We start from the raw sequence: 24,909 nt of genomic DNA, 5'->3' as shown, positions 1-24,909 counted from the left end.
AATGGAGACCCCTAATGGAACTGAACCCCACCGAACTCACGCCCGTGATCAACCGCCTCAAGCGTGCCCAGGGCCAGCTCGCCGCCGTCACCCGGATGCTCGAGGAAGGCCGCGACTGCAAGGATGTCGTCACCCAGCTGGCTGCCGTATCCAAGGCCCTCGACCGGGCCGGCTTCGCCATCATCGCCACCGGGCTGGAGCAGTGCATCGTCCAACAAGACGAAACCATGGACCGGAAGGACCTGGAGAAGCTTTTCCTCTCCCTGGCCTAAGCCCACCTCCCGTCAGTCCACCGGCAACAACCTCAAGGAGCATCATGACCTACACCCTGGCCACCACCGTTTCGCTTCCCTGGGCAGAAGCCGTGGAACGCACCCGCGAAGCCCTTGCCGCGCAGGGGTTCGGAATCCTGACGGAAATCAACGTCCGGTCCACTTTCGAAGCCAAGCTTGGCGCTGAGGCCGCGGACGCCGTCGGGGATTATGTCATCCTTGGTGCCTGCAATCCGGCCCTTGCCAGCCGTGCCCTCGCCGCCGAACCGGAAATGGGTGCCCTGCTGCCCTGCAATGTCGTGGTCCGCCGCAACAGCTCTGCCGAAGCGACCACGGTGGAGGCGATCGACCCGCAGACCATGGTGCAGCTCAGCAGCGCAGCTTCCGTCAAAGAAGTGGCGGATGACGCCGGAACACGCCTGCGCAAGGCCCTTGCCAGCCTGGGCGGGGAACAGTAGCTGATGGCGGTGATCGACGGCCAAGCCGGAAACGGCGGCGAACGCGGCCTGCTCATCCATGCTGCCGGCCCACTTGAGCAGGACGCCCTCGCCGGCATCCTGCGCAGCGCCGCCAACGCCCGCGCCGCCCTCGGCGCTGCCACCGCTATCGAAGTAGTGATCCAGGGCCCCGGCGTCAAGCTCCTCGCGGCAGGCGTCCTCTCCGCCGAAGCCATCAACGACGCGCTGAAGCTGGACCTGCAACTCCTCGCCTGCGGCAACAGCCTCCGGTCAGCAGGCCTGGAAGCTGGTGACCTCGCTGCGGGAGTGGCAACCGTGCCTGCGGCAATCGCCCACCTGGCCCAGCGCCAATGGGACGGCTGGGCCTATGCCCGGCTCTGACGCCATCCCGGCCCCACGTTAGGCTGTTGCGCGTTAATTGCCTTGGCTGCTGTGGATTCCCAACCGCCGGAATACCGGCACTTTGATCGCATCTGCGATGAGGGCTCCGGCCAAGCCGATGACCGCTACCCCGGCCAGCACGTTTGGCGGCACCGGGGGCATCAGGGTGCCGGTGAGTGCGAGGGTGGCGGCGGCCAGGACGCCCAGGGCTGTGGCCGCCAGCAGCCACTTCGACGGCGGATCTCGCCATGCCGGGGCCCCTGTCCGGACAATGTAGATCGTTAGTTGGCTGCTGAAGACGAGGGTCAGGAAAACAACAGTTCGCAGTTCCTCGATGCCCGCGTGCAGCCAGGGGCCGTGGGCCAGGACCAGGACGGCAGTTGACGCGGCGAGCATGGGGATGGCCACGGCAACGGCGCCGGCAATGATCCTTCCCGGCTGCCATTTGTCCGGTCGTGCGGAGGGTTGGGCCCGGTCGCTGGTGGCTGCCATGCTGACCACGTCGTTGGCCAGCAGGAGCAGGGCCATCAGCAGGGGTGTGAAGACGAACGTCTTCCATGCGAAGACTCCCAGCGCCAGCAGCAGCGGGACCTCGATTTTCTTGACGCTGACGTTCAGGGCGTACGTGAGCGACCGCTGGTGGATCCGGCGGCTTTCCTCAACGAGGGCGGCGATGTCGCCAAGACCTCCACGGGCCAGGACGGCCCCGGCGGCGGCCTTAGCCACGTCGGTGGCCCCCTCGACGGCGATGCCCACCTCAGCCTGTTTCAGCGCGGGAGCGTCGTTGACGCCGTCGCCCGTCATCCCGACAATTTTTCCTGCCTGCTGGAGGGCCTTTACGAGGTGGTGCTTGTGTTCGGGGAGGACCTGGGCGACGGCGGCGACCCCGGCGAGGCCGGCGGGAGAAAGTTTCAAATGCCCCGGGGTGATGACGGTGCCCTGCATGCCGATTTTCCGGGCCACAGCAGTGGCGGTTTGGGCGCTGTCGCCGGTGATCATGATGGTGCGGACACCCATGCCGGCGAGTTCCTTGAGGATCTGGGCAGCTTCGGGGCGGGGTGCGTCCGCCAATCCCACCAGCCCGCTATGGGTCCAGGGTCCACCTTCCTTCCGCACTGCCACGGCCAGGACCCGTGCACCTTCGGCAGCCATGCGGGAGATTGCTGCGGGGTCGTCAAACCCGGTCAGTGCGGTTATGACGGCGGGAGCGCCCTTGGTGACTTCAAAGAAGGAGCCTTGGCCATCTGTCCAGGTTGCCTGGGACCGTTTGGTTGCAGGGTCAAAGGGGGTAAACCCGGTCCGTTTCCAGCCCGGGTTTGTCGCCGACTCCGCCTTGGCCAGGATTGCCACATCGATCGGATCCTGGGTGGCGGCGTCGGAGGCAGCGGCGGCCAGCCTCAAGGTTTCGCCGGGATCCGTGCCTGCCGTCCCCGTAACGGATGCGACGGCGAGTTGGTTGAGGGTCAGTGTTCCTGTCTTGTCGACGCACAGCACTTCCATTGCGGCTGCATCCTGCAGTACGGAAAGGCGGGTGGTGAGGATGCCGTCCCGGGCAAGGCGCCGGGCACCAAGCGCGCCCGCCAAGGCAAAAGCGGCAGGCAGGGCCACCGGGACCGACGCCAGCAGCAGGACCACGGCGAGGGACAGTACGGTCTCCACGCCGGCGCCGGCCCACGCCAGGTAGACCGTGCCCGCTACGGCGATGACAAGGTCGACGGCGATAAAGACGCGCACCATGCGCAGCACCAGGCCTCCGAGGTGCTCTTTGGGCGCTGACGTACCTACAAGCTGCGCTGTTTTACCGAAGTAGGTGGCGGTTCCTGTTCTCAGGACCCGGGATGTTGCTTCGCCCCTGACGATGACCGTTCCCGAGTAGAGGGTTGAAGCCGCGGTCCGTTCGACCGGCGCGGACTCCCCAGTCAGGCTTGACTGGTCGGCCAGCACATCGCCGTCGATCACTTCCAGGTCCGCGGGGACGAAATCGCCCAACCGTACGTGGACAACGTCTCCCGGGACCAGGCCCGCCGCGGGAACCAGACGCCACACCCCGTCCCGGAGGACCCGGGCCGTAACCTGCAAACGCGAACGCAGCAGCGCCAGCGCCTCCTGCGCCCTGCCCTCCTGGACCAGTCCGATCATCGCATTCAGCACCAGGACCGCGGCAACCAGGGACGCATCAGCCCACCGTCCAAGGGAGAACTCAAGCAGTGCGGTGGCCTCCAGCATCCACGGCACCGGCGCCCAAAACTTCGCTGCCAGCCGCCTGGCCCATCCTTCCCGCTGCTCCGGGACCTCGTTCGGGCCCGTTTTGGCCAGCAGCCTCGCAGCATCCTCCGATGTCAGTCCCTCCGCCACGGCGGAAATTCTCCCTTCGTATGGGCCGGTCGGCCCTTCCGTCCCTTAACAGTCAACTGCCCTTGGTGCGGAGGGTAAGAGGCAAAAGGCCCGGCGGGCAGCAGGAAACCGCCCGCAAGGACAAGCACCGCGGGCCTTTGGGCAAGCTCGACCGTCCCGGCCCGGAAGCCCCTGCTGCTAGATGCCCAACAGCAACTTGTCGGCCCGGCCATCTCCATGCGGTCTGCGGCTCGGCTGAAACTGGATTAATGAACACCAAGTGGCAATGACGCCCGGAACGTCTGCTAGCGGGTTTCTTGGGCTGGCGATTTCCTGTGGGGCTGGTCCTGGTGGCTCCGGCGCCTGACCGCAATCCATTGGGCGGCAGTGATTGCTGCAGCCACGGCTCCTGTAGTGGCGACAGTGAGCGGGTCGGACTGGACCTTGACGAATACGAAGGCCAGCAGCACGGTGGCGTCGAGAACGATGGCCGTCCAGGGAACCCAGGTTTTGGCCCGGATGCCGTCCGCGAGGTGGAAGATGACACCGGCGTGGACGGCAATGTCCATCGCGAGGTAGAGAATTGCGCCAAGGGAGGCGATTTGGGAGAGGTCAAAGGATGCGGCCAGGATCATGGCCAGCCCGGCTGTGATGTAGAGGGATTGGTGTCCTTCCTTCCCCGGCAGTCCGGGAGCCTGCCCCATGTCCCGGAGCATGTCGTAGAGCTTTGAGACCGAGAACAGGCTGGCAATCAGCCCGGAGAGAGTGGCGACGACGGCGATCACGACGGTGAGGGTTACGCCCCAGGAGCCGAACGTTGGCACCGCGGCCTCGGCCAGCGCGTAGTCCCGGGCTTTTGTTATTTCGCTTACCGAGAGGCTTCCCGTTACCGCTGCGGTGATCAGCAGGTAGAGCAAAGTGCACAGGCCGATGGCGATGATGATGGAACGGCCGATGTTGCGCTTGGGATCGCGGAGGTCAGCGCCTTGGTTGGTGATGGTGGTGAAGCCTTTGTAGGCGAGGATGCACAAGGTAACTCCAGCCAGGAAGCCCACCCATCCCTGCTCGGGGGGAGTGCGTTCCCCGGCGGTGAGCAACCGGCCCAGGGAGCCGGCTCCGGCCGCGATGATGCCGGCCGCCGCCAGGATCGCGATGCCTGCAATCTTGATTCCGGCTGTCACTGTTGCGGAACCCTCCACCCATCGGTTGCCAACGAGGTTGACCAGGGCTGCGCCGGCGATCGCCGCCACGGCCAGCACCGCCACCCAGACTGGGGACCCCTGCAAGCCAAAGGGGCGCAACAGGTATGAAGCGAACGTCCTGCCCAGCAGGGATTCGGCCAGGATCATGGATACATACATGAAAAGCGAGAAGGTTCCCGCCACCACCCCGGGCCCGTAGGCGGCTTTGAGCAGCATGGCGATTCCGCCCGACGACGGGTTGGCGGCAGAGTAGCGAATGTATGAGTAGGAGCTGAAAGCCACCACGACGGCACCGGCAAAAAAGGCCCAGGGCACCCAACTGCCGGCAAGTTGCGCCACTTGGCCTACAAGGGCAAAAATGCCTGCCCCGATCATCACCCCTGTTCCGAGGGCCACTGATCCTGTCAGTGACAACTTCTTCTTGTTCGGAGATTCGGAGTCCGCGGTCATACGAAGGTCCCTTCCTTTGTGCCCAGTGCTTTCCCTTCGCACTCCACGCCGTCGACGGAGTCGGCTTCTTCCAGTTCAGTTACCACGCTGCGGGCGTCGCGAGTGTTTGCTGCGCGAAGTGCTTCAAGGGACTTCTCCTGGCATTCCTTTACATCGGAACGGACTTCGTCGTAGGCGGTCGCCATGCTGTTCTCATTTCTCTTGACCAGGGCTCATCCGCGCGCGTGGTCGCAGGTGAAGCCGCAGCTGCACCGGTAGGTGACAGCCCCTTCTTCCGTTTCTTCCGTGCCGGACCCGTCCCGCGGAGTGCCGTTGCTTTGCACAAGCGGCATCGGCTCACCGCAATGGATATGGCTAACCAGCATCTTCCGAACGGCGGGGTCGTCGACGGATGTATCCTGCGGCTCCCGCCTCGTTTGCCTCATGGCGTCCGGGCGCCTCAGCCCAATGACGCGAGGAGGTCGGCGCAGGCCTGCTCGCAGCGGCGGCAGGATTCGGCGCAGACTCGGCAGTGCTCATGCATGGAGGCGTGCCCGCCGCATTCGTCAGCACACGCCTTGCACGCGGCCCGGCAGGCTTCCAGGACTGCCCGGGTGACGTTGGCGTCGTAGCCGGTGTGGCGGGAAAGGACGTTGCCGGTGGTTGCGCAGATGTCCGCGCAGTCGAGGTTGGTGCGGATGCACTTGGCCAGTTCCGCCACCATGTCCTCACTCAGGCAGGCGTCGGCGCAGGCTGTGCAGGTTTGGGCGCATTCGAAGCAGGCCTGGATGCACGCGGCGAGCTTGTCCTTGTCCAGGTTGCCGAGGTCTTTGGGGTAGGTGTCCAGCATGGACTGTACGTGGGTCATTGGGGTCTCTCATTTCCGGTCGTGGTCAGTAATGTTGGGCAGGCTGGAAGGCCCGTTTACGTCCGGCTGATGGAGAGCTGGTCCAGCGTCAGCGCCTGCCGCCTGGGCGCCGGCTCCTGCGCCACCTGCAGGACGTGCTGCGGCCCGGCAGCCACGGAGGCGGTGGGCGCGTCCGGCGCGGCTGCCTTGGTCGGCGCGGGTTCGCTGCGTGAAGCGGGGTAGCGGTCGCAGCACGCGTGGTGCTGTGGGGAGTCCTCGGGGCAGGAGGCGTCGTGGCCTTCCTTGGCGTGAACGGACGACCCCGGGTGGCGGAGTTCAGTGCCGGCAATGGCGCCGAGGGGTGCAGGGGAGTGGGGAACGGCTTCCTGCTGGACTGCGGAAAGTGCCGGAGCAGACTCAGCAACCAGCGCGTACCGGGTGCCTTGCGAGTAGGAGGCTGCCGCCACCAGCAGCACGGCCAGGAGAAGCCAACCCAAAAGGATCCGCAGTGCTGCAGGCACACGGATCATTCCTTCGGGCATCGCCTTGGGCTTCGTGGAGGTCTCCTTGCTCGGCTCGCGGAAAGGGGTGGATCACGGCGGCCGGCCGTAGTGCGGACAGGCGTCGTGTGATCTACTACTAAGTAGACTGACTATTTTCATTGAATAAATCAAGGAGCTACCGCTGATGTCAACGTTGTCCGCTCTTGCCCTCATCTGTACCCTCACCCCCTCCCCGGCGCCGTCCAGCAGCGAACTCATGGCCCAGCACATCCTCGACGAACTGGAAGGCTATGGGGTGGCCACCGAGTCGCTGCGAATCGTGGACCATGACGTGAAGCGCGGCGTGCAGGTGGACATGGGCAACGGCGACGCGTGGCCCGCAATCCACGAAAAGATCCTGGCCGCGGACATCCTGGTCCTCTCCACCCCCATCTGGATGGGCCATCCCTGCAGCGTTGCCCAGCAGGTCATGGAACGGCTGGACGCCGACCTGTCGGAAACGGACGACGACGGCCGGCCGGTCATGTACGGCAAGGTCGCCACGGTTGCCGTGGTGGGAAACGAGGACGGGGCCCACAAAACCATCGCCGACATGATGCAGGGATTGAACGACGTCGGCTTCAGCCTTCCGGCCCAGGGCGGCACCTACTGGGTGGGGGAGGCGATGCAGACCGTGGACTTCATGGACCTTGAGAAGGTGCCGGACCCTGTGGCTTCCACCAACTCGGGGCTTGCCCGCAATGCCGTGCACCTGGCCAGGCTCCTGCGGTCCAACCAGTACCCGGCCAAGTAACAGGCAACCCAGCTCCGGGGCTGGCTGTCGGAACAGGAAAGGAACATCATGTCCGAACCATTGGTCATCGTTTTTGACGTCAACGAGACCCTCTCCGACATGGCCCCGCTGGGCGAAGCTTTCGCCCAGGTTGGGGCACCACGCGCGTTGGCCAAGCTCTGGTTCGCCACGCTCCTGCGTGACGGGTTCGCGCTCGCGGCCAGCGGGGACCAGGAATCCTTCGCCACCATCGGTGCCGATGCCCTCCGCATCCTGCTGGGCGCCGAAGGAATCTCCGGGAATTTGGACACCGCCGTCGAACGCGTCATGGCTGCCATGCAGAACCTTTCCCTTCACCCGGACGTTCCGGACGGCATCCGCGCCCTCGCCGCAGCCGGCCACCGGCTGGTCACCCTGACCAACGGCGCCGCGGCCAACACCGACAAACTGTTGGTGGCCGGCGGCGTCAGGGACAAATTCGAGCAGCTTCTCTCCGTGGAGGACGCCCCTGCCTGGAAGCCCGCCAGGGCCGCGTACGAGTACGCGGCAACAGCGGCCGGAGCGGCACCTTCAGGGATGCTGCTGGTCGCCGTGCATCCCTGGGACATCCACGGGGCAGCCAAAGCCGGGCTGCGGACCGCGTGGATCAACCGGACCGGTGCCCGCTACCCCTCCTATTTCCAGTCCCCGGACATCACCATCCCGGCCCTCACCGGGCTGCCCGCGGTGCTCGCCGCGTAGGCAGCCTTCTCGGCGCCGTTGAAAAGCCCCGTCCCAACCTCGAAACGGAAACCACCCATGGCCCAGCCCGTTGAACGCCGCACTGTTGACGTGGACGGCGTCCCGCTGTCCTACCTCGCTGCTGGAGATGAGTCCGCCCCGCCGCTGATCCTGCTGCACGGCACTTTCTGGAGCCGTGTGTGGCAGCCAGTCCTGCCGGCGCTGGGCGAACACAGCCGCTGCTACGCGCTGGACTTTCCGGGCTTTGGCCGGAGCGGGGGAGAGCTGGACGTTGAGCAGGCCACCGTCCCGGCCCTGGCGCAGACCGTGCTCAAGGCTGCGGATGCCCTGGGCATAGGCGAGTTCGACGTTGCGGCCCACGACATCGGCGGCGGCGTGGCCCAGCAGCTCGCCGCCACCAGCGGGAGGGTGCGGAAGATGGTGCTGATGAACGCGGTCATGTTCGACTCCTGGCCGGTTCCCGCCGTCGAGCGTTTCCGGGACCCCGACGTCCGGGCAAACACCACCGAAGAGGACCTCCTGGCCGCCCGCCGCAAGTCCACCCAGGGCTGCGCCGTCCGCACGTTGAGCGAGGAGGAACTGGCGGACTACCTTTCGCCGTGGCAGTCTCCGGCCCGGGGGCGTTCCTGGATGGCCATGGCAGCAGCGGCCGATCCGCGCTTCACCCTGGACCTGGTGCCGGCCCTCAAGGAAGCTGCCATCCCCACCCGGCTGGTGTGGGGCCGGGACGACGACTTCCAGAAGATCGGGTTTGCCCGCCGGTACGTGGAAGAGATCCCCAACGCGGACCTGGTGGAGGTGGACGGCAAGCACATCCCCACCGAGGATTCACCGGACGCCGTTGCCAAAGCGATGGCGGAGCACCTGGCAAAGGGACAGTAGACACCTCCGCGCCCGGGCTGCGCGACCCGGGCTGCGCGATGGCTGGCGGTCCCTGCCGGAGTGCCTGTAGTCTCTGTTCACGGTGATGGATCCCGCCGGAACACTTCGCGCTCACGGTGCGCAGTGTTCGAACCGCCTCGTGGCTGATGGTTCCTGCCTTTGCTGATACGAAGGTAGGTGAGCCATGCCCGCATCCCGGCCCGGTTTTCCTGCCCCACGCGACAGGAGCGCATATGAGTGACCCGGAGAAGCCGTCCACGCCTTCGAGCAGAAGCAATGCCTTCCATCCGGGGAAGATGGGCGGGCCGGTGCTGATGGGGGTGGTCCCGGGCCAGCCGCTGGCCGTGGCTCACCGTGCCGCGGAACTGGCGTACAGCCTGGGCGTGAAACTGATTTGCGCCTACGTCGACGTCACCACCTACCTCGCCGAGGAACCCGGTGGGCGGACCGAGGCGCTGCCAATCGACCCCGACGGCATTGACGACGACATCGAAGGCATCAGCGCCGGCATCTCCGGACACCTCGCGGACGCCCTTCACGAAGCAGGTATTGACTGGTCCTTCGTGACCCTGGCCGGGGACCCGGCCAGGGCACTGGGCCGGCTGGCGGAATCCACGGACGCTTCGGTCATTGTCGTCGGCACCCGGGAGCGCGGGTTCGGAGCCCGCTTCGAGGAACTCCTGGTGGGCTCCGTCGCCGTCCACCTCACGCACCGCCAGCACCGGCCCGTCCTGGTGGTCCCGCTCGCCCCCCACGCCAAGCACCACCCGAAGGAGGGCAGATGACGGAACCGCCCATTCCCGGGACCGCAGCATCGTCCCGCACCTCGGGGGCACCAGCAGGAGAGGACCACCTGCGTCCGGCAGGCAGCGACACGGGGGAACAAACCGCTGCAGATATCGACCCCGATGCGGGGACCCTGGGGGACGTCCGAGCCCACCGCCCGGTCCACCTCCACCCCGGATATGTCCTGGTGGTGATCGCCGGGGGCGTGTTTGGCGCCCTGGCCCGCTACGGGCTCAGCATGCTGTTGCCTGCACCGGGCGGATGGCCGCTGCCCACCCTCGTGATCAACCTGGCCGGGGCCCTCCTGCTCGGCGCCCTGCTGGAAGCGCTGGTGCGCCGCGGCCCGGATACCGGAACGCGCAGGATCATCCGCCTGCTCGCCGGGACCGGGTTCATGGGCGCGTTCACCACCTACAGCACGCTCGCCCTGGAAACCAACACCCTCCTGGACGCCGGACGGGTCGCGGACGGGCTGCTCTACCTCGCCGCGACCCTGATCGGCGGTGCCGGGGCAACAGTGGCGGGAATCTGGTTGGCTGCCAGCCACCACTCCCGGGCCAACACCGGGGCCACCAACCGGCAGGGGGCGGGCCGGTGAACCCGCTGGTTATCGTCCTGCTGGGGTTGGCCGGCGGCTTGGGCGCCGGAACCCGCTTCGTTGTGGACGGGCTGGTCCGCTCCAAACTCCGCACCGCCCTGCCGGTCGGCACCATCGCCATCAACATCACCGGATCCTTCCTGCTGGGCCTTGTCGCGGGTGCGGTCATCTTCCATGCCGCACCCGTGGAGCTGCAGGCCATCGCCGGGACCGGATTCCTGGGCGGCTACACCACCTTCAGCACGGCCAGTTTCGAAACCGTCCGGCTCATCCAGTCCGGCCGCACCGGCCTGGCCCTCCTCAACGGAATCGGGACCGCGGCAGCGGCTGTGGGCGCCGCTGCGGCCGGCCTCGCCCTGGCCACTCTGTTGTAGGCAACTGCGGCAGGTCACCCGGCAGCTTTACTGGGCGGCGTCCAACAGCACCGCCCGGTGGTGGCTTTCCAGCTGGACCACGTCCCGGGCAAAGGAAAAGGCGAGCAGGCCGAGGGCCAGGGCCGGCGCGGCAACTGCCGCAGCGGAAGGCATCCCGGGCAGCAGCGCCACCAGCAATGCAAACGGCTGGCACGCCCCGATCGCCTTGCGGGTCAAGCTCGGCGGCAGCGTGGCGCGGAGGTGCGGCCGGAAGAAGCCTGCCACCGTGAACGCGTAGTACATGGCTCCGATGGCCAGCGTCCACGGACCCACGACGGCGGCAGTTGCTACCGACAGGACCAGGACCAGGGCAGCGTCCGTGGCGCCGTCAAAGCGGGCCCCTTCCGCCGACGAGGTGCCGGTGCGCCGGGCCACCGCACCATCGACCCCATCCAGGAGGAACGCGGCACCACCCAGCATGGGCAGGAGCAGATCGGTGCTGGCCCCGGAAAAGAGCTGCGCCGCCGCCAGCGCGGCGCAGAGGGCAATGAGGACGGCGCGCAACAGGGTAACGCGGTCCGCCGGGGTTGAGAAGCGCGGGAGGCGCCGCAGGATGGAGCCGACGGCGGCCCCGACCACCACCGCGCCGGCGCACAACCCGGCCAGCTGGGCCACCAGCCCGGACGGGGTTAAAGCGAGCAGCCACAGTGCCGCCAACCCGTACGCGGTGAGGGTGGCCAGCGCGTCCGGCACTGCCCGTTCAGCTGCGCTCATCGGCACCTCCCCTCGCATGCTAACAACGGCTGCGGTGATCCTCATCGCCGGCGACGCCCGGCCGGAACCCTGGTGCCGTCGTCGTACCTTGCCTTGCGTCGGGTCCGGACCAGGCCGGCGAGCGCCAGCAGGGCCCCGGCGCCTTCGGCCACGGCGCTGAGGGCTTTGGAGAAGAACCAGACGGGGTCGTACATGGCGGGGATGGGCCCGAACGCCGGGATGTCCACATACCGGTAGAGCACGACGGCGGCGAATGCGCTGAGTGCCACCACCAGCGCCAGGGCGTAGGCGGCCCTGCTGCCGCGGATCAGGACGTACAGGCCCACCACCAGCGCAGCCGCCGCTTCGAGCAGGAAAAGGGTGCCTTGGCTGACGGTCCCGGGCTGGGCGTACGGGTAGCCCGGGGCAAGGAAGAAATGGACGCCGGCATCGATGAACAGCGCCAGTCCGGTCAAGAGTCGTAGAGCCACGCTTATGTATACGCCGGAAATTCGCGTCAGGTTCAACCGGCCCTGTTATGCCTGCGGGTTTTGTGGGGAATATTTAGGGGCGTCTGGAATATTGCGCCTTTAGCGGGCACTTGCGCCTGCGCCTACGAGTAAGGAGAACAGCGATGACCCTTCCCAAGGAACTAACGCCGGGAACGTGGACCCTGGACATGGCCCACAGCGAGATCGGCTTCAGCGTCCGCCATGCCGGGATCAGCAAGGTCCGGGGCCGCTTCACCGAGGCGTCGGCGGAGGCTCGCGTGGGTGAATCCCTGGCAGACTCGTCCGTGCACGCCACGGTCTCCACCGCCAGCTTCGACTCCGGCGACGCCAACCGTGACGGACATGTGCGCGGGGCAGACTTCTTCGATGTGGAGCAGTACCCGGAGATGACGTTCCGCGGCACCTCCATCGAAGGCGACGGCGAGGACTACACCCTGACCGGGGACCTCACCATCAAGGGCGTCACCCGGCCCGTCGAACTTGAGGTGGAGTTCACCGGCGTGGCTGTGGATCCCTTCGGTGCCACCCGCGCCGGCTTCTCCGCGGAAACCGAGATCAGCCGCAAGGAATTCGGGCTGACCTGGAACGCGGCCCTGGAGGCCGGCGGCGTGCTGGTCAGCGACAAGGTGAAGATCAACCTCGAGGCGGCGCTGGTCAAGCAGGGCTAGCAGCACCTCCCGACCCTCAACTACATTTTCGACGCGCGGCAGTACTTTCGACGCGTTGGAGTACTTTCGACGCGCAAAAACCATGGCGCTACCGGAATACCGGTAGCGCCATCGTTTTTGCGTCGCGGAAATGAACCTGCGCAGCGCCGAGGCCACTTCGATGGTGGCTCGGTCCGCCCGGATTGTGGGCAAATTCCCAGCCGGCTTTCCATCACTGCCAAGCGGCGATATGCGAGTGTGTAGCCACCCATCGGCGCTGAAGGCCTTGCGGCTGCGGATCTGCAGCTCGCGCCGTCCGGACCGCCCGAGCGACAGGAGGCGCCATGCGCATCAGCGGGGAAAACAGCATCCCGTGTGAGCCGTGCCAGTGATTAGGCTCAGCGGTCCCAAGTGGCGGCCGCTGGCCGCAGTGCTGGTTGGCTTCGGGGGACTTCCGGCGGCCGCGGCCTGGCTCGTGGTGGGGATGCTGCTGACCTACGTCCTGGCCGGGGGCGGTTCCCCGGCCAGCCCGGGCGGTGGCCCGGCGGCCGGAATCGGCAAAATCAAGCACGTGGTGATCATCAGCCAGGAAAACCGCTCCTTCGACACCTACTTCGGCACGTTCCCCGGCGCCGAGGGCATTCCCATGCAAAACGGGAAACCGGCGGTATGCCTTCCGGACCCGGCCAACGGCGGATGCGTCAAGCCCTTCTACAACCCGAAGGACAGCAATGCCGGCGGCCCGCACAGCCACAATGACGAAGTGGCCGACCTCAACAACGGGGCCATGGACGGGTTCGTGGCCCAGGCGGAGAAGGGCCTGGCCGGGTGCGCGGCCACCCAGGCCAACTGCCGCTACAAGACAACCGCAACGGACGTGATGGGCTACCACGACCAGCGGGACCTGCCCAACTACTGGGACTACGCCAAAAACTTCACCCTCCAGGACCACATGTTCGCCTCCGCCTCCGCCTGGAGCCTGCCCGCCCACCTCTACCTGGTCTCCGAATGGTCCGCCAAGTGCACCAAAGCCGGGGACCCGTCGTCGTGCTCCAACGCCCTCCAGAACCCTGACTCCGGCCCGGACCCGGAAATCATCAACAACACCCTGATCGGCAAATGCCAGCAGGCCGCGGACCTAGCCCCCTGCAGGCAGGCACTGGCGAGTGCGGGGGTCAGTGCCGGGCTGGCCGCGGAACTGGACCAGCTCATTAGCACCAGCTGCAAACCTACGGACACCTACCCTGCCTGCCAGGCCGCCGTCGACGCCGCCAACGTTCCGGACGGCCTGAAGCAGCAGCTGTCCGAGGCAGCGAAGCACCTGCAGCAGCCCGACTACGCGTGGACCGACCTGACGTACCTGCTCCACCAGCAGCACGTCCCCTGGGCCTACTACGTGTTCAACGGCACCGAACCGGACTGCCGCAACGACGCCGCCACCTGCGCGCCCGTGAAGCAGGACGCCAAGACCCCGGGCCTGTGGAACCCGCTGCTGTACTTCGACACCGTCAAACAGGACGGCGAACTGGGTAACATCCAGCCCCTGACGAACTTCTACGACGCTGCGCGGCAGGGCACCCTGCCCGCCGTCACGTGGATCGCCCCCACCGACAAGGTCAGTGAACATGCACCGGCAAAAATCAGTGCGGGACAGGCCTACGTGACGGGGCTGATCAACGCCATCATGAGCGGTCCAGACTGGGACAGCACCGCCATCTTCCTCAACTGGGACGACTGGGGCGGCTTTTACGACCACGTGGCACCACCGGCGGCCGATGCCAACGGCTACGGGTTCCGCGTTCCAAGCCTGATCATCAGTCCGTACGCCAAACAGGGCTACATCGACCACCAGACGCTGAGCCAGGACGCCTACCTCAAGTTCATCGAGGACGACTTCCTGCACGGCCAACGACTGGACCCCGCCACCGACGGCCGTCCCGACCCTCGCCCTGACGTGAGGGAAAACAGCCCGCTGCTGGGAGACCTGACGAGGGCTTTCGATTTCAACCAGGCGCCCCTGCCACCGCACATCCTGGCCAACGCCACGACGTACTAGCGCGGCAGCCGTCTCGATGTCTCAGCTGTTCCGCGTCTTAGCCGTCCCCGCGTTTTAGCTGTTCCCGCCCAGGTGGACGGTGACCATGGTGCCTTGGCCGGGCACGGGGCCGATCTCAAGCCACCCGCCGTTCGCGGAGGCGATGCGGGCAGCCGTGGCCAAGCCAAGTCCGGTGCCCGGCGGGTCGTCCTCCCGGTACAGGCGGACCAGCGGGTCCAGGACGCGTTTGCGGTCCCCTTCGCTGATGCCTTTGCCGTTGTCGATCACCCGCAGTGTTGCCCCGTCCTCCGACCGGTGGCCAGTCACACGGATGACCGGCGGGACTCCGGGCCGGCTGTAGGTGATGGCGTTGTGGACCAGATTCTGCAGCAGCACGCGCATCTGGACGGCATCCGCAGTGAAGGCCAGGTCATCGCACTCCACCGAAGCGCCGTAGGCTTCGATGCTGGCGGACAGGTCCTGGCTGATGTCCCGCACCAGGTCCGCCAGGGACACCTCGGCCGGCCGGACGTCCCCGCCGATCGTGGCGTAGGACAGCACGTCCTTCACCATGGACAGCATGCGCTGGCCGGAACTTGCCACCGTGTCCAGGTACCCGGCAATGGCCGGATCATCGAGTTCCCCGGCCTCGTCCCTGGCCAGTTCCACGTAGCCCAGGACGGAGGTGAGGGGGTTGCGGAGGTCATGGCTGATCCGGCCCGCGAACTCGGCCAGGAGTGCGTTGCTGCGGTGTGCCTCGGCCAGGGCATCGGCGAGCTGCCGGGCCCGGTGCTCGAGTTGCAGGGCGTCCACCACCTCGGCGGCCAGGATCTCCAGTCCCTTGAGCTGCCGGTCGCTCAGCTGTCCGGTTTCCCGGGCGCCGGCGCAGAGCGTGCCCAGGACAAAACCGTCCTCGGCCACCAGCGGGATGGACGCGTAGAACCTGATTTCGCCCCGCCTGCCGTCCACGTAGGGATTGGTGTTGTAGCGGGGATCCAGGGAGGCATCCTCCAGCACGGTGGGAGTGCCGCTGAGGAAACCGACGGCGCACATCGAATCCTCCCGCGTGCACAGGTACGGTTCCATGCCGGCAGTTGCCACCTGGTACTGCAAGTCCTCGGTGATGATGTTAATGGCCGTTACCGGCTGCCCGCAGACCGTCCTGGCCAGTTCCACCAGGTTCTGCAGGCGTTTGGAGGGGAGGGGGACTGTGATGTCCAGGTCCGCCCCCGGCACGGGGAGTCCTGCCCTGGCCAGGATCGCGTCCCTGGCCAGCTCGCTTACCATCACAGGCGGGAACCTTGCGCACACATCGCACTATCATGGCAGATCCCGGGAGCCGCTTGGCTGACCCGGGCCGAGGAGCTGTTACAGCGGTTCGGGCCGCAGCTTCACGTTGCCCAGCGAGCCGATCAGCGCCACGGCGGTGATGGACCCCGCAGCCATGATGGACGCCAGCACCACCACCTGGAACCGTCCCGCCTCCAGGGGGGAGGCGCCGCCGAAGATGGCGCCCACGAACGCGCCTGGGAGCGTGACCAGGCCGGTGGTCTTGGTCTGGTCCGTGGACGGGATCAAGGCCGAGTGCACCGCCTGCCGGGCCTGGATCAGGGTGGCCTGCCGGGGCGTTGCGCCCAGTGCCAGCCAGCCCTCCACCTGGTCCCACTGCTCCAGGACGGCTTCGAAGAACCGGCGGCCCGCAAGCGTGGCGATGGTCATGGAGTTGCCGATGACGATCCCGCCCACCGCCAGTGCATACCGGGGCGAGAACTCGATGGCACCTGTTCCAAACACGATGGCCACCGTCACCAGGATGCCTGCGGCCATCGTTGCGGCCACCACTGCAAAGCGCCGCCAGGACCAGGTGAGCCGGCGGGTCGCCGTCACGGACGCCACGCTGAACATGACCAGCAGGGCCGCGCCCACCCACAGCGGGTTGGTGATGACCCCGCCCAGCACCAGGCTGATCACCGCCAGCTGGGCAGCGCCCCGGAGGATGGCCAGGGCAGGGGAGAGGTACGACGGCGTCCGGGCGCCCCACAGGATGCCCACCGTAAGTGCCGCCAGGATGGCGATGGCCACCAGGGTGGGCAGCAGGGTGGCAAGGGCGGGCATGCCGCCAGCTTAGCGAAGCAAGGTGCCGGCCATGGACGGCCGGCCCCAGCAAACGGCCCTAGGAGTTGCTGTCCGAAATCGCGGAGCTGACCGTCGTCGGGCTGTCATACTCCCGGTCGGGGAGTGCCTGAAGGGCCTCCATCACGTTGTTGTCGGCGCCGGATTCCTTGGCGCGGGACAGCAGGTCTGCGCGCTTCGCCGGGTAGTCGATGCCGCTGAGGAACTTCTGGATCTGGATGGGGTTGGGAGTGTCTGCCATGGTGCCGGGTTTCCTTTCGGGGTTCGGCTTTACTTTCCGTGGCCCACCACGTTCAGGCCGCGGTGGGGCCATCCTAGTCCTGCAGCCTGCCATCGCGAACCCGGCGTCAAGGAATCATTAAGAAATCCCGATTTGGCCCTTCAGCCACTTTGGCCGGTGCTAGCTTCGCAGGTGGTCGCGGTGCAAAGGGCAGCGCGGAAAGGCAGACATGACCACGTTAAGCAGGCCCCCGGCGGATCCTTCCGCGCCCCACGTGCGCGGCAGGAAAGCGTTCCAGGGCTGGCTGCTGTTTGGGCTCCAGGACAGCAAGGGCGCCCACCCCGGCCCGGGCGGCGTGCCGACCCAGCACGAGAAGAAGCACTCATGGTGGCAGGTCATGTGCCTGACGGGCGTGGACTACTTCTCCACTTTGGGCTACCAGCCGGCCATCGCCGCGCTGGCTGCAGGGGTCATCTCCCCGCTGGCCACCCTGGTGCTGGTGGCGGTGACCCTGCTGGGTGCCCTGCCGGTGTACCGCAGGGTTGCCGGTGAAAGCCCCCGCGGTGAGGGCTCCATCGCCATGCTCGAGCGGCTGCTGCCGCGCTGGGGCGGCAAACTGCTGGTGCTGGTCCTCCTGGGGTTCGCGGCCACTGACTTCATGATCACCATGACCCTTTCGGCAGCCGATGCCACCGCGCACCTGCTGGGCAACCCGGTGGCTCCCGGGTGGCTCCAGGGCCAGAACGTTCCCGTCACGCTTTTCCTGCTGGCCTTGCTGGCAGCAGTGTTCCTGCGCGGGTTCAAGGAAGCCATCGGCATCGCCGTCGTCCTGGTGGTGTTCTACCTGGGCCTGAACGCCATCGTGGTGGCCGTGACGTTCGCGCAGGTACTCTCGCACCCGGCAGCCGCGGGGGACTGGTGGAGCAACCTGTGGGTGTCGCACGGAAATCCGGTGATGGCCGTCGCCATCGCCCTGCTCGTGTTCCCTAAGCTGGCACTGGGCCTGTCCGGCTTCGAAACCGGCGTCGCCGTGATGCCGCAGGTCCTGGGGTCAGCGGAGGACACGGAGGAAAACCCCGCCGGCCGCATCCGCGGTACCCGCCGCATGCTCACCACCGCCGCGGTGATCATGAGCGCTTTCCTGCTGACCTCCAGCTTCATCACGGTGGTCCTGATCCCGGAACAGGAATTCCAGCCCGGTGGCCAGGCGAACGGCCGGGCCCTGGCCTACCTGGCGCACGAATACCTCGGCGTGGGGTTCGGCAGCGTTTATGACATCAGCACCATCGCCATCCTGTGGTTTGCCGGCGCGTCGGCCATGGCCGGCCTGCTGAACCTGGTGCCCCGCTACCTGCCGCGGTACGGCATGGCCCCGGCCTGGGCCAAGGCCGTCCGGCCGTTGGTGCTCGTCTTCACCCTGGTTGGGTTCCTGATCACCTTTATTTTCAAGGCCGACGTCGACGCCCAGGGCGGTGCCTACGCCACCGGCGTCCTGGTGCTGATGACCTCCGCCGCGGTGGCCGTCACGTTGTCGGCGCGCCGGCGCAGGCAACGGAACCTCACCGTGGGCTTCGGCGCCATTTCCGTGGTGTTCGCCTACACCACGGTGGCCAACATCTTCGAACGGCCGGAGGGCATCCGGATCGCGGCCATCTTCATCCTGGGCATCATCGTCATCTCGCTGCTGTCCAGGGTCCGCCGCTCCTTTGAACTCCACGCCACCCGGGTGCACCTGGACCAGCAGGCACTGGAGTTCATGTCCAGCACCCTGGACGGCCCCATCGCCATCATCGCGCATGAGCCGCTGCGGATGACCGCGGAGGCCTACCGGGACAAGCTCGAGTCGGCCATCGAGGTCAGCCACCTGCCGCTGGCCGGTGACGCCCTGTTTCTCGAGGTTGTGGTGGATGATTCGTCGGACTTCGAAACCGAGCTGCACGTCCGCGGGGTGAACCGGCACGGGTACCACATCCTCGAAGTCCACGGGCCGGTGGTCCCCAACACCATCGCCTCCGTCCTGCTGCACATCCGGGACGTCACCGGGCTCATGCCGCATATCTACTTCCGCTGGACCGAGGGCAACCCGATCACCAACCTGGTGCGGTTCCTGTTCCTCGGTGAGGGTGAGATTGCGCCGGTGACCAGGGAAGTCCTGCGCGAGGCGGTCCCGGACGTTACCCAGCGCCCGTGGGTGCACGTCGGCTGACCGCGGCCGCAACCCGGGCGGCGTCCGCCAGCGTGGACGGGACATTCGCACGGAAGGCCGCCTCGGCGTCGTCCTCCCACACGCCCGTGGCGAGCACCACCACGTGCACCATGTCGCCGTAGGAATCGTTGCAGGCCAGGATGTCGCCGGGTACTTTGTGCCCGGGCGTGCCGGTTGAGGGCAGGGGCTGGAAGATGACCCACCACGGTTCGCCGTTTTGGTCGGGGAAGAGGTAGCCGGCCGGGTGGAGGGCGCGGCCGTTCACCCCGCGGCCGCCGTAGCCCTCCACGGACCCGGCCGCCGCCGCAAACTTGACCCTGCGGCGGTCCTCGGGGGTTTCATCCCACCGCATCTGCGCTCCCTGCCTTCACCAAACGCCTATGACTCCATCAAAGAACCGGGAAGCCGCAACCGGGACAGGCAGGCCGTTTTATTAACGAAACTTTGATGCCCGTCCGATGCGGTCGGGAGGGGCTCGGGCTGGCACCATAATGGGACGCATGGACACTCCCGTCACCATCCGCCCCATGTGCCCCGACGACTGGGACGCGGTCCACGCGATCTACGCCGCCGGCATCGCCACGGGGGAGGCGACCTTTGAGAGCGAGCCGCCCACGTGGGAAGCGTTCGACGGCGTGCGGTTGCCGGGGCACCGGATAGTCGCCGAGGATGCGGGGAGGGTTCTGGGCTGGGCCGCGGTCTCGCGCGTTTCGTCGCGGGAGGTGTACCGGGGCCTGGTGGAGCACTCGATCTATGTTGCGCCGCAGGCACAGGGCCGGGGCGTGGGCCGGCTGCTCCTGAACGCCCTGATTGAGCCGACGGAAGCCGCAGGCATCTGGACCATCCAGTCCAGCATCTTCCCGGAGAACGCGGCGAGCCTGGCCTTGCACCAAAAGCTGGGCTTCCGGGTGGTGGGGACCCGGGAGCGGATTGCCCGGATCAGCCACGGCCCCAAGGCGGGCCACTGGCAGGACACGCTGCTCCTGGAACGACGCAGCCACGTGGCCGGGACCGAGTAGAAGAACCGCCCGGCGCCGGGTCCGCGCCTGCGGCCGGTGCCTAGACTGGACGTATGCGGGTAGTGAAACCCCGGGGGCCCAGGATGAACCTGCAGGCGATGTTCGTGGTCCTGCTCCTGCTGGTGCGGGCGGGTTAGCCCGCTGCCGCAGTGGCCACGGCGGCAGCGGGCTAACCCGCCCGCACCTACCGTGACGGTAGCGTCAGGATCTCGGCGCCGTCGTCGGTAATGGCAATAGTGTGCTCCGTGTGGGCCGTCCGGCAGCCAGTGGCGCTCCGAAGCGTCCACCCGTCGTCGTCCGTCACCAGCTCCGCCGTGTCCGCCATGATCCACGGCTCCAGTGCCAGCAGCAGCCCGGGCCGGAGCTTGAAGCCGCGCCCGGGCCGGCCCATGTTGGGCACATGCGGGTCCTGGTGCATGGTGGAGCCGATGCCGTGGCCGCCGAACTGGGTGTTGATGGGGTACCCCGCATCAGTGAGGACGCGGCCGATGGCGTAGGAGATGTCGCCGATTTTGGCATTCGGCCCGGCGGCGGCTATCCCGGCGGCCAGGGCGCGCTCGGTGGTTTCGATCATCGCCACGCTTTCGGCCGGCTTGGAGTCACCCACGAGGAAGCTGATGGCGGCGTCGGCGGCAACCCCGTTGTTGACGACGGCGAGGTCCAGGGTGAGCAGGTCGCCGTCGGCCAGTTCATAGTTGTGGGGCAGCCCGTGCAGCACGGCATCGTTGACGCCCGTGCAGATGTAGTGGCCGAAGGGCCCGCGGCCGAACGACGGCGCGTAGTCCACGTAACAGGACTCGGCCCCGGCCTCGGTGATCATCTCCTTGGTCCACTGGTCGATGTCCAGCAGGTTGGTGCCCACGGTGGCGCGGTTCTTCATGGCCTGCAGGATGTCAGCCACCAGCGCACCGGTCTCCCGTGCGCGGGCCACTTCAGCGGGGTTCAGGATCTCGATCATTGCGGCGCCCTTCGTCTGCGGCCAAAAGCTCTAGGGGCCATCCTATTTGCCCTTCCTCCGGGCGTTGCAAGGGAGGGGAGGAAGGCGGCGGGATTTGTGTGGATTGCCAAATACATAGATGAATGTAAATATTTACCTGTGTCTATGTCGTTGGAACTGACCCCCGTCCAGGCCGTCGCCTGCTGCGCGCCCCTGGCAAGGGAGCCGTTGTCCGAGCAGGAAGCCGAGGGAATCGCCCCGCTGTTGAAGGCGCTGGCCGATCCGGTCCGGCTGCGGCTGATGTCCATGGTCGCCTCGCATGAAGGCGGCGAAGCGTGCGTCTGCGACCTCAACGACGCCTTTGAGCTGTCCCAGCCCACCATCAGCCACCACCTGAAGATCCTCCACGAGGTGGGTTTGCTGGACCGGGAAAAGCGGGGGGTATGGGTCTACTACCGTGCCCGGACCGAAGCGCTGCAGAACCTGGCCGCGCTGATCGGCGGGCAGGCCAAGTGACCGTCACGGCCCGCCGCGCCGCTGCAGAATTCATCGGCACCGCGTTCCTGGTCATGGCCGTGGTGGGCTCGGGCGTGATGGCGTCCAGGCTGTCCCCGGACGACGCCGGCCTGCAGCTTCTGCAAAACAGCCTCGCCACAGGTGCCGCACTGGTGGCGCTCATCGTGGCACTGCAGCCGGTATCGGCGTCGTTCAATCCCGTGGTGACCCTGGTGGAACGTGCGCTGGGGATGATCGACACCGGGACCTCCGCCGCGGCGTTAATTGCCGCGCAGGTCCTGGGCGGCCTGGCCGGCACCGTCGCCGCGAACCTGATGTTCGGGCTGGACGCGGTTTCCTGGTCCACGCACCAGCGCACCGGGCCCTCTCTCTGGCTGGCCGAAGTCATCGCCACGGTGGGGCTGCTGCTGGTCATCTTCGGTACGGTCCGGTCCGGCCGGGCGGACCGGGTGGCGTTCGCCGTGGGCGGCTACATCACGGCCGCGTACTGGTTCACCAGCTCCACCAGCTTCGCCAACCCCGCGGTGACCATCGCCCGGACCGTCACGGACACCTTCGCCGGCATCGCCCCGCCGTCGGCCCCTGCCTTCATCCTGGCCCAACTGCTCGGCGGTGCGCTGGGGTATTTCCTGGTCCGTTTCCTCTATCCAACCCTCGCAACTTCCGCCGTCACCACGGCCGACCGAAAGGTGCTCTCATGAGCCGCAAGCCCTCCGTCCTGTTCGTCTGTGTCCACAACGCGGGCCGCTCCCAGATGGCCGCCGCGTTCCTCACATCGCTCTCGGACGGCTCCATCGAGGTCCGCTCCGCGGGCTCGCAGCCTGCGGAGAAGGTGAACCCGGCCGCCGTGGAGGCCATGGCCGAGGTGGGGATCGACATGTCCGCCGAGATCCCCAAAGTCCTCACCACCGAGGCTGTCAAGGAATCCGACGTCGTCATCACCATGGGCTGCGGCGACGAGTGCCCCTACTTCCCGGGCAAGCGCTACGAGGACTGGGTGCTGGAGGACCCTGCCGGCAAGGGCGTGGAGTCCGTCCGGCCCATCCGCGACGAAATCAAGGGCCGGGTGGAAGCCCTGATCGCTTCCCTCATCCCCGCGCAGAGCTGAAAGGTTTGACGCCATGACATCACCGGAATCCCTGCCCGTTGCCGTAATCGGCGCCGGACCCGTGGGCCTGGCCGCGGCCGCGCACCTGCTGGAACGCGGGCTGGAGCCGCTGGTCCTCGAAGCCGGCCCCACCGTGGGTGCTGCCATCCGGCAATGGGGGCACGTCCGCGTGTTCTCCACCTGGAAGTACAACCTGGACCCCGCCTCCGTGCGGCTGCTGGAACGCAACGGCTGGGAAGCGCCACGGCCCACCGCACTGCCCTACGGCTCCCAGATCGTCTCCGAGTATCTGGAACCCCTGGCCGCCACGCCGGAGCTCAAGGACCGGATCCGGACCGGCTCCCGCGTTGTCGCCGTCACCCGGCAGGGCATGGACAAGGGCCGCAGCCAGGGCCGAGACCAGGCGCCGTTCCTCCTGCGCATAGAGCACGACGGCGGCCAGGTCACCGAGGTGCTGGCCCGCGCCGTGATCGATACGTCCGGTACCTGGAGCAGCCCGGCGCCGCTGGGATCCTCCGGCCTGGCTGTTCCGGGTGAGGTCGAGGCGCGTGCCGCCGGGCTGGTCACCGGGCCGCTGCCGGACGTTGCCGCTGGTGGTTTCGCCGGCGGCCGTACCCTCGTCATCGGTTCCGGACACTCGGCCGCCAACATGGTCCTCGACCTGGCCCGGGTGTCGCGCGCCAACCCCGGGACGGAAGTCCTGTGGGCCATCCGCGCCGCCACGCCTGCGCGTGCCTACGGCGGCGGCGACGCCGATCAGCTGCCCGCCCGCGGCCAGCTCGGGGCCAGGCTCCGCACCGCCGTCGAAAGCGGGTCAGTCCAGCTTCTGACCAACTTCCACACGGCGTTCCTCGAAGTGCATAGTGACTCCGTCACCGTGCACGCCGCCGACGGCCGCAGCGTTGAGGCGGACCGCGTCATTCCCGCCACTGGTTTCCGGCCGGACCTGGCCATGCTCTCGGAACTGCGCCTGGACCTGGACCCCGCGGTGGACGCCCCCAAAGCCCTCGGCCCGCTGATCGATCCGGACTTCCACAGCTGCGGTACGGTTCCGGCCCACGGTGCCCGGATCCTTGAGCAGCCGGAAAAGGACTTCTACCTGGCGGGGATGAAGTCCTACGGGCGTGCGCCCACGTTCCTGATGGCCACCGGGTATGAGCAGGTCCGCTCCATCGCCGCAGCCCTCGCCGGAGACACCGAGGCCGCGGACGCCGTGGAACTTGAACTGCCGGAGACCGGCGTTTGCTCCACCAGCGTTCCCAACGACTTAGACGATGCCGGGGATGGCTGCTGCACGGCTCCGGCGCCTGTGCCCGTAACCATCGGGTTCGCCACGGGCCTCCAGCACGGCCGCAGCAGCGAAACCATCCCAAGGTAGGGGCGGCCTGTGTCCTGAGGCAGTTCAAACGGAAAATCCCCGCCTCGCGGACTATTCCCCCACGCGTGGAGCGGGGATTTGTCCGGGAAACGGGGACAAGTGGCGTCACTTATGATGCCGAAGGGTCGCCCCAGTTGATGCCGATGGAACGGCCGCGGGTAAAATGAGCGTTCGCGATCTCGTTGACTTCGCGGAGGCTCTTCCCCGGATGGGCCAGGCGGATCCACTCGTAGTCCCATTCCTGCAGGTCCCGTTCGCGGCCGGCCCGTTTCTGGCTGCGCATGTGGGCTGTGAGGTCGTCGCCGCCCATAACCGGGCGGGGCGGGGCCACGATGGGCTGCGGCCGGGGCGGGGGGATCGGGGCCGGGCGTGCCGGGGCCTTCGCAGTGCGGACCAGCACCGCCGTCACTGCGACCAGGCCAAGGCTGATGAGAATGACCCACCAGAAATTGATGATGAGGGCTATGACGATCAGGACCAGGAAGGGTGCACACCCGATGGTGCCGCCACCCTTGCTGCCGGAGCGACGCCTCTTTGCTGCCATGGTGTTTCCTCTTGCGACGCGATGAAGCTGTAGAAACCACTTTCGCACCGGGCATGCGCCGTGTCATGAGTACTGACTACTCATTTTTGGCGCCCATTAGGGTCCCCCGGATGACTGCCCTGCGGTAGGCTGGCCAGAAACTGCCGCGTCATAGCGGGATCTGCGATGCCTCCTCCACCTGAGAGCTGCCCTTCGGATCCTGGACTCTGTCTTCGGCGACAGCCGTCGGCTGCCGTCGGGCATTCGCCAGGGACACCAGCAGAGTGATGGTGGTGCCCAGCCAGGCAAGCCCAGTGAGGATCACCAGGACGATCGCGACCAAGGGGTGCATGGCGACAGCCTA

The 24,909-nt window shown here is 67.1% G+C and carries 30 protein-coding genes, 1 pseudogene and 1 riboswitch; of the genes and pseudogenes, 17 read left to right on the top strand and 14 right to left on the bottom strand.

Annotated elements, in window-relative coordinates; all coding sequences use genetic code 11:
* The first annotated feature begins 14 nt into the window (after positions 1 to 14).
* From ACIGJD_RS15895 to ACIGJD_RS15885, 3 genes are read left to right on the top strand one after another with little or no spacing between them, the layout of a single operon-like run.
* Complete coding sequence (locus ACIGJD_RS15895) at positions 15 to 272, top strand: metal-sensitive transcriptional regulator (RefSeq protein WP_483687006.1); 258 nt, start codon at positions 15 to 17, stop codon at positions 270 to 272.
* A gap of 44 nt (positions 273 to 316) precedes the next feature.
* Positions 317 to 730, top strand: a complete 414-nt coding sequence (locus tag ACIGJD_RS15890) for a DUF302 domain-containing protein (protein ID WP_483687005.1) — start codon at positions 317 to 319, stop codon at positions 728 to 730.
* 3 nt (positions 731 to 733) lie between these two features.
* A complete protein-coding gene (locus tag ACIGJD_RS15885) occupies positions 734 to 1,111 on the top strand; it encodes a DsrE family protein (protein WP_483687004.1) in 378 nt (125 codons plus the stop codon).
* Positions 1,112 to 1,144: 33 nt separating this feature from the next.
* On the opposite strand, the gene ACIGJD_RS15880 is transcribed toward ACIGJD_RS15885, so the two are convergent.
* The 5 genes and pseudogenes from ACIGJD_RS15880 to ACIGJD_RS15860 all read right to left on the bottom strand — a co-directional run bounded on the left by ACIGJD_RS15880 (position 1,145) and on the right by ACIGJD_RS15860 (position 6,444).
* A complete protein-coding gene (locus ACIGJD_RS15880; RefSeq protein ID WP_483687003.1) occupies positions 1,145 to 3,466 on the bottom strand; it encodes an HAD-IC family P-type ATPase in 2,322 nt (773 codons plus the stop codon).
* 284 nt (positions 3,467 to 3,750) lie between these two features.
* The gene (locus tag ACIGJD_RS15875) at positions 3,751 to 5,097 is read right to left on the bottom strand and encodes an APC family permease (RefSeq protein ID WP_483687002.1); all 1,347 of its coding nucleotides are present in this window, start codon (positions 5,095 to 5,097) and stop codon (positions 3,751 to 3,753) included.
* Positions 5,098 to 5,147: 50 nt separating this feature from the next.
* A pseudogene (locus tag ACIGJD_RS15870) lies at positions 5,148 to 5,282 on the bottom strand (DUF4193 family protein); the annotation flags it as partial.
* Positions 5,283 to 5,536: 254 nt separating this feature from the next.
* Positions 5,537 to 5,944 (bottom strand): four-helix bundle copper-binding protein, encoded by a 408-nt coding sequence (locus ACIGJD_RS15865; protein WP_483687001.1) that lies wholly within the window; start codon positions 5,942 to 5,944, stop codon positions 5,537 to 5,539.
* A 56-nt stretch (positions 5,945 to 6,000) separates the two neighbouring features.
* A complete protein-coding gene (locus tag ACIGJD_RS15860; protein WP_483687000.1) occupies positions 6,001 to 6,444 on the bottom strand; it encodes a hypothetical protein in 444 nt (147 codons plus the stop codon).
* Between the two features lie 166 nt (positions 6,445 to 6,610).
* On the opposite strand from ACIGJD_RS15860, the gene ACIGJD_RS15855 reads away from it, so the two are divergent.
* The 6 genes from ACIGJD_RS15855 to ACIGJD_RS15830 all read left to right on the top strand — a co-directional run bounded on the left by ACIGJD_RS15855 (position 6,611) and on the right by ACIGJD_RS15830 (position 10,579).
* Positions 6,611 to 7,219 (top strand): flavodoxin family protein, encoded by a 609-nt coding sequence (locus ACIGJD_RS15855; RefSeq protein ID WP_483686999.1) that lies wholly within the window; start codon positions 6,611 to 6,613, stop codon positions 7,217 to 7,219.
* Positions 7,220 to 7,267: 48 nt separating this feature from the next.
* Entirely contained in the window at positions 7,268 to 7,939 is a 672-nt protein-coding gene (locus ACIGJD_RS15850; RefSeq protein ID WP_483686998.1) for a haloacid dehalogenase type II, read from the top strand.
* Between the two features lie 57 nt (positions 7,940 to 7,996).
* Positions 7,997 to 8,821: an alpha/beta fold hydrolase gene (locus ACIGJD_RS15845; protein WP_483686997.1), complete on the top strand. Its 825-nt coding sequence runs from the start codon at positions 7,997 to 7,999 to the stop codon at positions 8,819 to 8,821.
* 72 nt (positions 8,822 to 8,893) lie between these two features.
* Positions 8,894 to 8,984: riboswitch (Fluoride riboswitch) on the top strand.
* 70 nt (positions 8,985 to 9,054) lie between these two features.
* Positions 9,055 to 9,606, top strand: coding sequence for a universal stress protein (locus tag ACIGJD_RS15840; RefSeq protein ID WP_483686996.1), 552 nt, complete (start codon positions 9,055 to 9,057; stop codon positions 9,604 to 9,606).
* Complete coding sequence (locus ACIGJD_RS15835) at positions 9,603 to 10,205, top strand: fluoride efflux transporter FluC (protein ID WP_483686995.1); 603 nt, start codon at positions 9,603 to 9,605, stop codon at positions 10,203 to 10,205. The genes ACIGJD_RS15840 and ACIGJD_RS15835 overlap by 4 nt, the downstream gene beginning before the upstream one ends.
* A 5-nt stretch (positions 10,206 to 10,210) precedes the next feature.
* A complete protein-coding gene (locus ACIGJD_RS15830) occupies positions 10,211 to 10,579 on the top strand; it encodes a fluoride efflux transporter FluC (RefSeq protein ID WP_376976665.1) in 369 nt (122 codons plus the stop codon).
* A 27-nt stretch (positions 10,580 to 10,606) separates the two neighbouring features.
* On the opposite strand, the gene ACIGJD_RS15825 is transcribed toward ACIGJD_RS15830, so the two are convergent.
* Together ACIGJD_RS15825 and ACIGJD_RS15820 are read right to left on the bottom strand one after the other, a co-directional pair.
* Positions 10,607 to 11,332 carry a CDP-alcohol phosphatidyltransferase family protein gene (locus tag ACIGJD_RS15825; protein WP_483686994.1) on the bottom strand — a complete coding sequence of 242 codons (726 nt, stop codon included), beginning with the start codon at positions 11,330 to 11,332 and terminating at the stop codon, positions 10,607 to 10,609.
* A gap of 41 nt (positions 11,333 to 11,373) precedes the next feature.
* Positions 11,374 to 11,802: a hypothetical protein gene (locus tag ACIGJD_RS15820; RefSeq protein ID WP_483686993.1), complete on the bottom strand. Its 429-nt coding sequence runs from the start codon at positions 11,800 to 11,802 to the stop codon at positions 11,374 to 11,376.
* 143 nt (positions 11,803 to 11,945) lie between these two features.
* Between ACIGJD_RS15820 and ACIGJD_RS15815 the strand changes: the two genes are divergently transcribed.
* A complete protein-coding gene (locus tag ACIGJD_RS15815) occupies positions 11,946 to 12,491 on the top strand; it encodes a YceI family protein (RefSeq protein WP_286398699.1) in 546 nt (181 codons plus the stop codon).
* A gap of 361 nt (positions 12,492 to 12,852) precedes the next feature.
* A complete protein-coding gene (locus tag ACIGJD_RS15810; RefSeq protein ID WP_483686992.1) occupies positions 12,853 to 14,526 on the top strand; it encodes an alkaline phosphatase family protein in 1,674 nt (557 codons plus the stop codon).
* 54 nt (positions 14,527 to 14,580) lie between these two features.
* Here ACIGJD_RS15810 and ACIGJD_RS15805 read toward each other — a convergent pair whose 3' ends face one another.
* From ACIGJD_RS15805 to ACIGJD_RS15795, 3 genes are all read right to left on the bottom strand, one after another.
* Positions 14,581 to 15,792, bottom strand: a complete 1,212-nt coding sequence (locus ACIGJD_RS15805) for a sensor histidine kinase (RefSeq protein WP_483689519.1) — start codon at positions 15,790 to 15,792, stop codon at positions 14,581 to 14,583.
* 81 nt (positions 15,793 to 15,873) lie between these two features.
* Positions 15,874 to 16,620, bottom strand: a complete 747-nt coding sequence (locus tag ACIGJD_RS15800; protein WP_483686991.1) for an ABC transporter permease — start codon at positions 16,618 to 16,620, stop codon at positions 15,874 to 15,876.
* Positions 16,621 to 16,678: 58 nt separating this feature from the next.
* Positions 16,679 to 16,879, bottom strand: a complete 201-nt coding sequence (locus ACIGJD_RS15795; protein WP_483686990.1) for a DUF2795 domain-containing protein — start codon at positions 16,877 to 16,879, stop codon at positions 16,679 to 16,681.
* A gap of 208 nt (positions 16,880 to 17,087) precedes the next feature.
* On the opposite strand from ACIGJD_RS15795, the gene ACIGJD_RS15790 reads away from it, so the two are divergent.
* The gene (locus tag ACIGJD_RS15790) at positions 17,088 to 19,064 is read left to right on the top strand and encodes an APC family permease (RefSeq protein WP_483686989.1); all 1,977 of its coding nucleotides are present in this window, start codon (positions 17,088 to 17,090) and stop codon (positions 19,062 to 19,064) included.
* Here the strand turns inward: ACIGJD_RS15790 and ACIGJD_RS15785 are convergent.
* The gene (locus tag ACIGJD_RS15785) at positions 19,033 to 19,416 is read right to left on the bottom strand and encodes a hypothetical protein (RefSeq protein ID WP_483686988.1); all 384 of its coding nucleotides are present in this window, start codon (positions 19,414 to 19,416) and stop codon (positions 19,033 to 19,035) included. The two genes, ACIGJD_RS15790 and ACIGJD_RS15785, sit on opposite strands and share 32 nt — an antisense overlap.
* Before the next feature lie 148 nt (positions 19,417 to 19,564).
* Between ACIGJD_RS15785 and ACIGJD_RS15780 the strand changes: the two genes are divergently transcribed.
* Entirely contained in the window at positions 19,565 to 20,083 is a 519-nt protein-coding gene (locus tag ACIGJD_RS15780; protein ID WP_483686987.1) for an N-acetyltransferase family protein, read from the top strand.
* Positions 20,084 to 20,267: 184 nt separating this feature from the next.
* Here the strand turns inward: ACIGJD_RS15780 and map are convergent, their stop codons facing one another.
* Entirely contained in the window at positions 20,268 to 21,041 is a 774-nt protein-coding gene (gene map / locus ACIGJD_RS15775) for a type I methionyl aminopeptidase (RefSeq protein WP_483686986.1), read from the bottom strand.
* Positions 21,042 to 21,185: 144 nt separating this feature from the next.
* Between map and ACIGJD_RS15770 the strand changes: the two genes are divergently transcribed.
* Genes ACIGJD_RS15770 through ACIGJD_RS15755 form a run of 4 tightly spaced genes read left to right on the top strand, consistent with a single transcriptional unit; the run spans position 21,186 to position 24,022 of the window.
* Positions 21,186 to 21,536: an ArsR/SmtB family transcription factor gene (locus tag ACIGJD_RS15770; protein WP_142135147.1), complete on the top strand. Its 351-nt coding sequence runs from the start codon at positions 21,186 to 21,188 to the stop codon at positions 21,534 to 21,536.
* Positions 21,533 to 22,237, top strand: a complete 705-nt coding sequence (locus ACIGJD_RS15765; protein ID WP_483686985.1) for an aquaporin — start codon at positions 21,533 to 21,535, stop codon at positions 22,235 to 22,237. Before ACIGJD_RS15770 ends, ACIGJD_RS15765 begins: the two co-directional genes overlap by 4 nt.
* Positions 22,234 to 22,644 carry an arsenate reductase ArsC gene (locus tag ACIGJD_RS15760; protein WP_483686984.1) on the top strand — a complete coding sequence of 137 codons (411 nt, stop codon included), beginning with the start codon at positions 22,234 to 22,236 and terminating at the stop codon, positions 22,642 to 22,644. The genes ACIGJD_RS15765 and ACIGJD_RS15760 overlap by 4 nt, the downstream gene beginning before the upstream one ends.
* Before the next feature lie 13 nt (positions 22,645 to 22,657).
* Positions 22,658 to 24,022 (top strand): FAD-dependent oxidoreductase, encoded by a 1,365-nt coding sequence (locus ACIGJD_RS15755; RefSeq protein ID WP_483686983.1) that lies wholly within the window; start codon positions 22,658 to 22,660, stop codon positions 24,020 to 24,022.
* Between the two features lie 109 nt (positions 24,023 to 24,131).
* Here ACIGJD_RS15755 and ACIGJD_RS15750 read toward each other — a convergent pair whose 3' ends face one another.
* On the bottom strand, positions 24,132 to 24,566 hold the full coding sequence (locus ACIGJD_RS15750; protein ID WP_483686982.1) for a hypothetical protein: 435 nt from the start codon (positions 24,564 to 24,566) through the stop codon (positions 24,132 to 24,134).
* A 148-nt stretch (positions 24,567 to 24,714) separates the two neighbouring features.
* Positions 24,715 to 24,897 (bottom strand): hypothetical protein, encoded by a 183-nt coding sequence (locus tag ACIGJD_RS15745; protein WP_483686981.1) that lies wholly within the window; start codon positions 24,895 to 24,897, stop codon positions 24,715 to 24,717.
* Positions 24,898 to 24,909: the final 12 nt, after the last annotated feature.

The sequence above is a fragment of the Arthrobacter sp. E1SS-5 genome (genome assembly GCF_057073715.1).
This window is presented reverse-complemented; position numbering and strand designations above follow the sequence as displayed.

Excerpts from the sequence above, each read along its gene's own strand:
- ACIGJD_RS15750 (WP_483686982.1), bottom strand. The coding sequence starts at position 24,566 with ATGGCAGCAAAGAGGCGTCGCTCCGGCAGCAAGGGTGGCGGCACCATC.
- ACIGJD_RS15865 (WP_483687001.1), bottom strand. The coding sequence starts at position 5,944 with ATGACCCACGTACAGTCCATGCTGGACACCTACCCCAAAGACCTCGGC.
- ACIGJD_RS15790 (WP_483686989.1), top strand. The coding sequence starts at position 17,088 with ATGACCACGTTAAGCAGGCCCCCGGCGGATCCTTCCGCGCCCCACGTG.
- ACIGJD_RS15760 (WP_483686984.1), top strand. The coding sequence starts at position 22,234 with ATGAGCCGCAAGCCCTCCGTCCTGTTCGTCTGTGTCCACAACGCGGGC.
- ACIGJD_RS15885 (WP_483687004.1), top strand. The coding sequence starts at position 734 with ATGGCGGTGATCGACGGCCAAGCCGGAAACGGCGGCGAACGCGGCCTG.
- ACIGJD_RS15845 (WP_483686997.1), top strand. The coding sequence starts at position 7,997 with ATGGCCCAGCCCGTTGAACGCCGCACTGTTGACGTGGACGGCGTCCCG.
- ACIGJD_RS15825 (WP_483686994.1), bottom strand. The coding sequence starts at position 11,332 with ATGAGCGCAGCTGAACGGGCAGTGCCGGACGCGCTGGCCACCCTCACC.
- ACIGJD_RS15770 (WP_142135147.1), top strand. The coding sequence starts at position 21,186 with ATGTCGTTGGAACTGACCCCCGTCCAGGCCGTCGCCTGCTGCGCGCCC.
- ACIGJD_RS15755 (WP_483686983.1), top strand. The coding sequence starts at position 22,658 with ATGACATCACCGGAATCCCTGCCCGTTGCCGTAATCGGCGCCGGACCC.
- ACIGJD_RS15875 (WP_483687002.1), bottom strand. The coding sequence starts at position 5,097 with ATGACCGCGGACTCCGAATCTCCGAACAAGAAGAAGTTGTCACTGACA.
- ACIGJD_RS15795 (WP_483686990.1), bottom strand. The coding sequence starts at position 16,879 with ATGGCAGACACTCCCAACCCCATCCAGATCCAGAAGTTCCTCAGCGGC.
- ACIGJD_RS15780 (WP_483686987.1), top strand. The coding sequence starts at position 19,565 with ATGGACACTCCCGTCACCATCCGCCCCATGTGCCCCGACGACTGGGAC.
- ACIGJD_RS15800 (WP_483686991.1), bottom strand. The coding sequence starts at position 16,620 with ATGCCCGCCCTTGCCACCCTGCTGCCCACCCTGGTGGCCATCGCCATC.
- ACIGJD_RS15805 (WP_483689519.1), bottom strand. The coding sequence starts at position 15,792 with ATGGTAAGCGAGCTGGCCAGGGACGCGATCCTGGCCAGGGCAGGACTC.
- ACIGJD_RS15850 (WP_483686998.1), top strand. The coding sequence starts at position 7,268 with ATGTCCGAACCATTGGTCATCGTTTTTGACGTCAACGAGACCCTCTCC.
- ACIGJD_RS15815 (WP_286398699.1), top strand. The coding sequence starts at position 11,946 with ATGACCCTTCCCAAGGAACTAACGCCGGGAACGTGGACCCTGGACATG.
- ACIGJD_RS15745 (WP_483686981.1), bottom strand. The coding sequence starts at position 24,897 with ATGCACCCCTTGGTCGCGATCGTCCTGGTGATCCTCACTGGGCTTGCC.
- ACIGJD_RS15785 (WP_483686988.1), bottom strand. The coding sequence starts at position 19,416 with ATGCGGTGGGATGAAACCCCCGAGGACCGCCGCAGGGTCAAGTTTGCG.
- ACIGJD_RS15855 (WP_483686999.1), top strand. The coding sequence starts at position 6,611 with ATGTCAACGTTGTCCGCTCTTGCCCTCATCTGTACCCTCACCCCCTCC.
- ACIGJD_RS15840 (WP_483686996.1), top strand. The coding sequence starts at position 9,055 with ATGAGTGACCCGGAGAAGCCGTCCACGCCTTCGAGCAGAAGCAATGCC.
- ACIGJD_RS15835 (WP_483686995.1), top strand. The coding sequence starts at position 9,603 with ATGACGGAACCGCCCATTCCCGGGACCGCAGCATCGTCCCGCACCTCG.
- ACIGJD_RS15890 (WP_483687005.1), top strand. The coding sequence starts at position 317 with ATGACCTACACCCTGGCCACCACCGTTTCGCTTCCCTGGGCAGAAGCC.
- map (WP_483686986.1), bottom strand. The coding sequence starts at position 21,041 with ATGATCGAGATCCTGAACCCCGCTGAAGTGGCCCGCGCACGGGAGACC.
- ACIGJD_RS15895 (WP_483687006.1), top strand. The coding sequence starts at position 15 with ATGGAACTGAACCCCACCGAACTCACGCCCGTGATCAACCGCCTCAAG.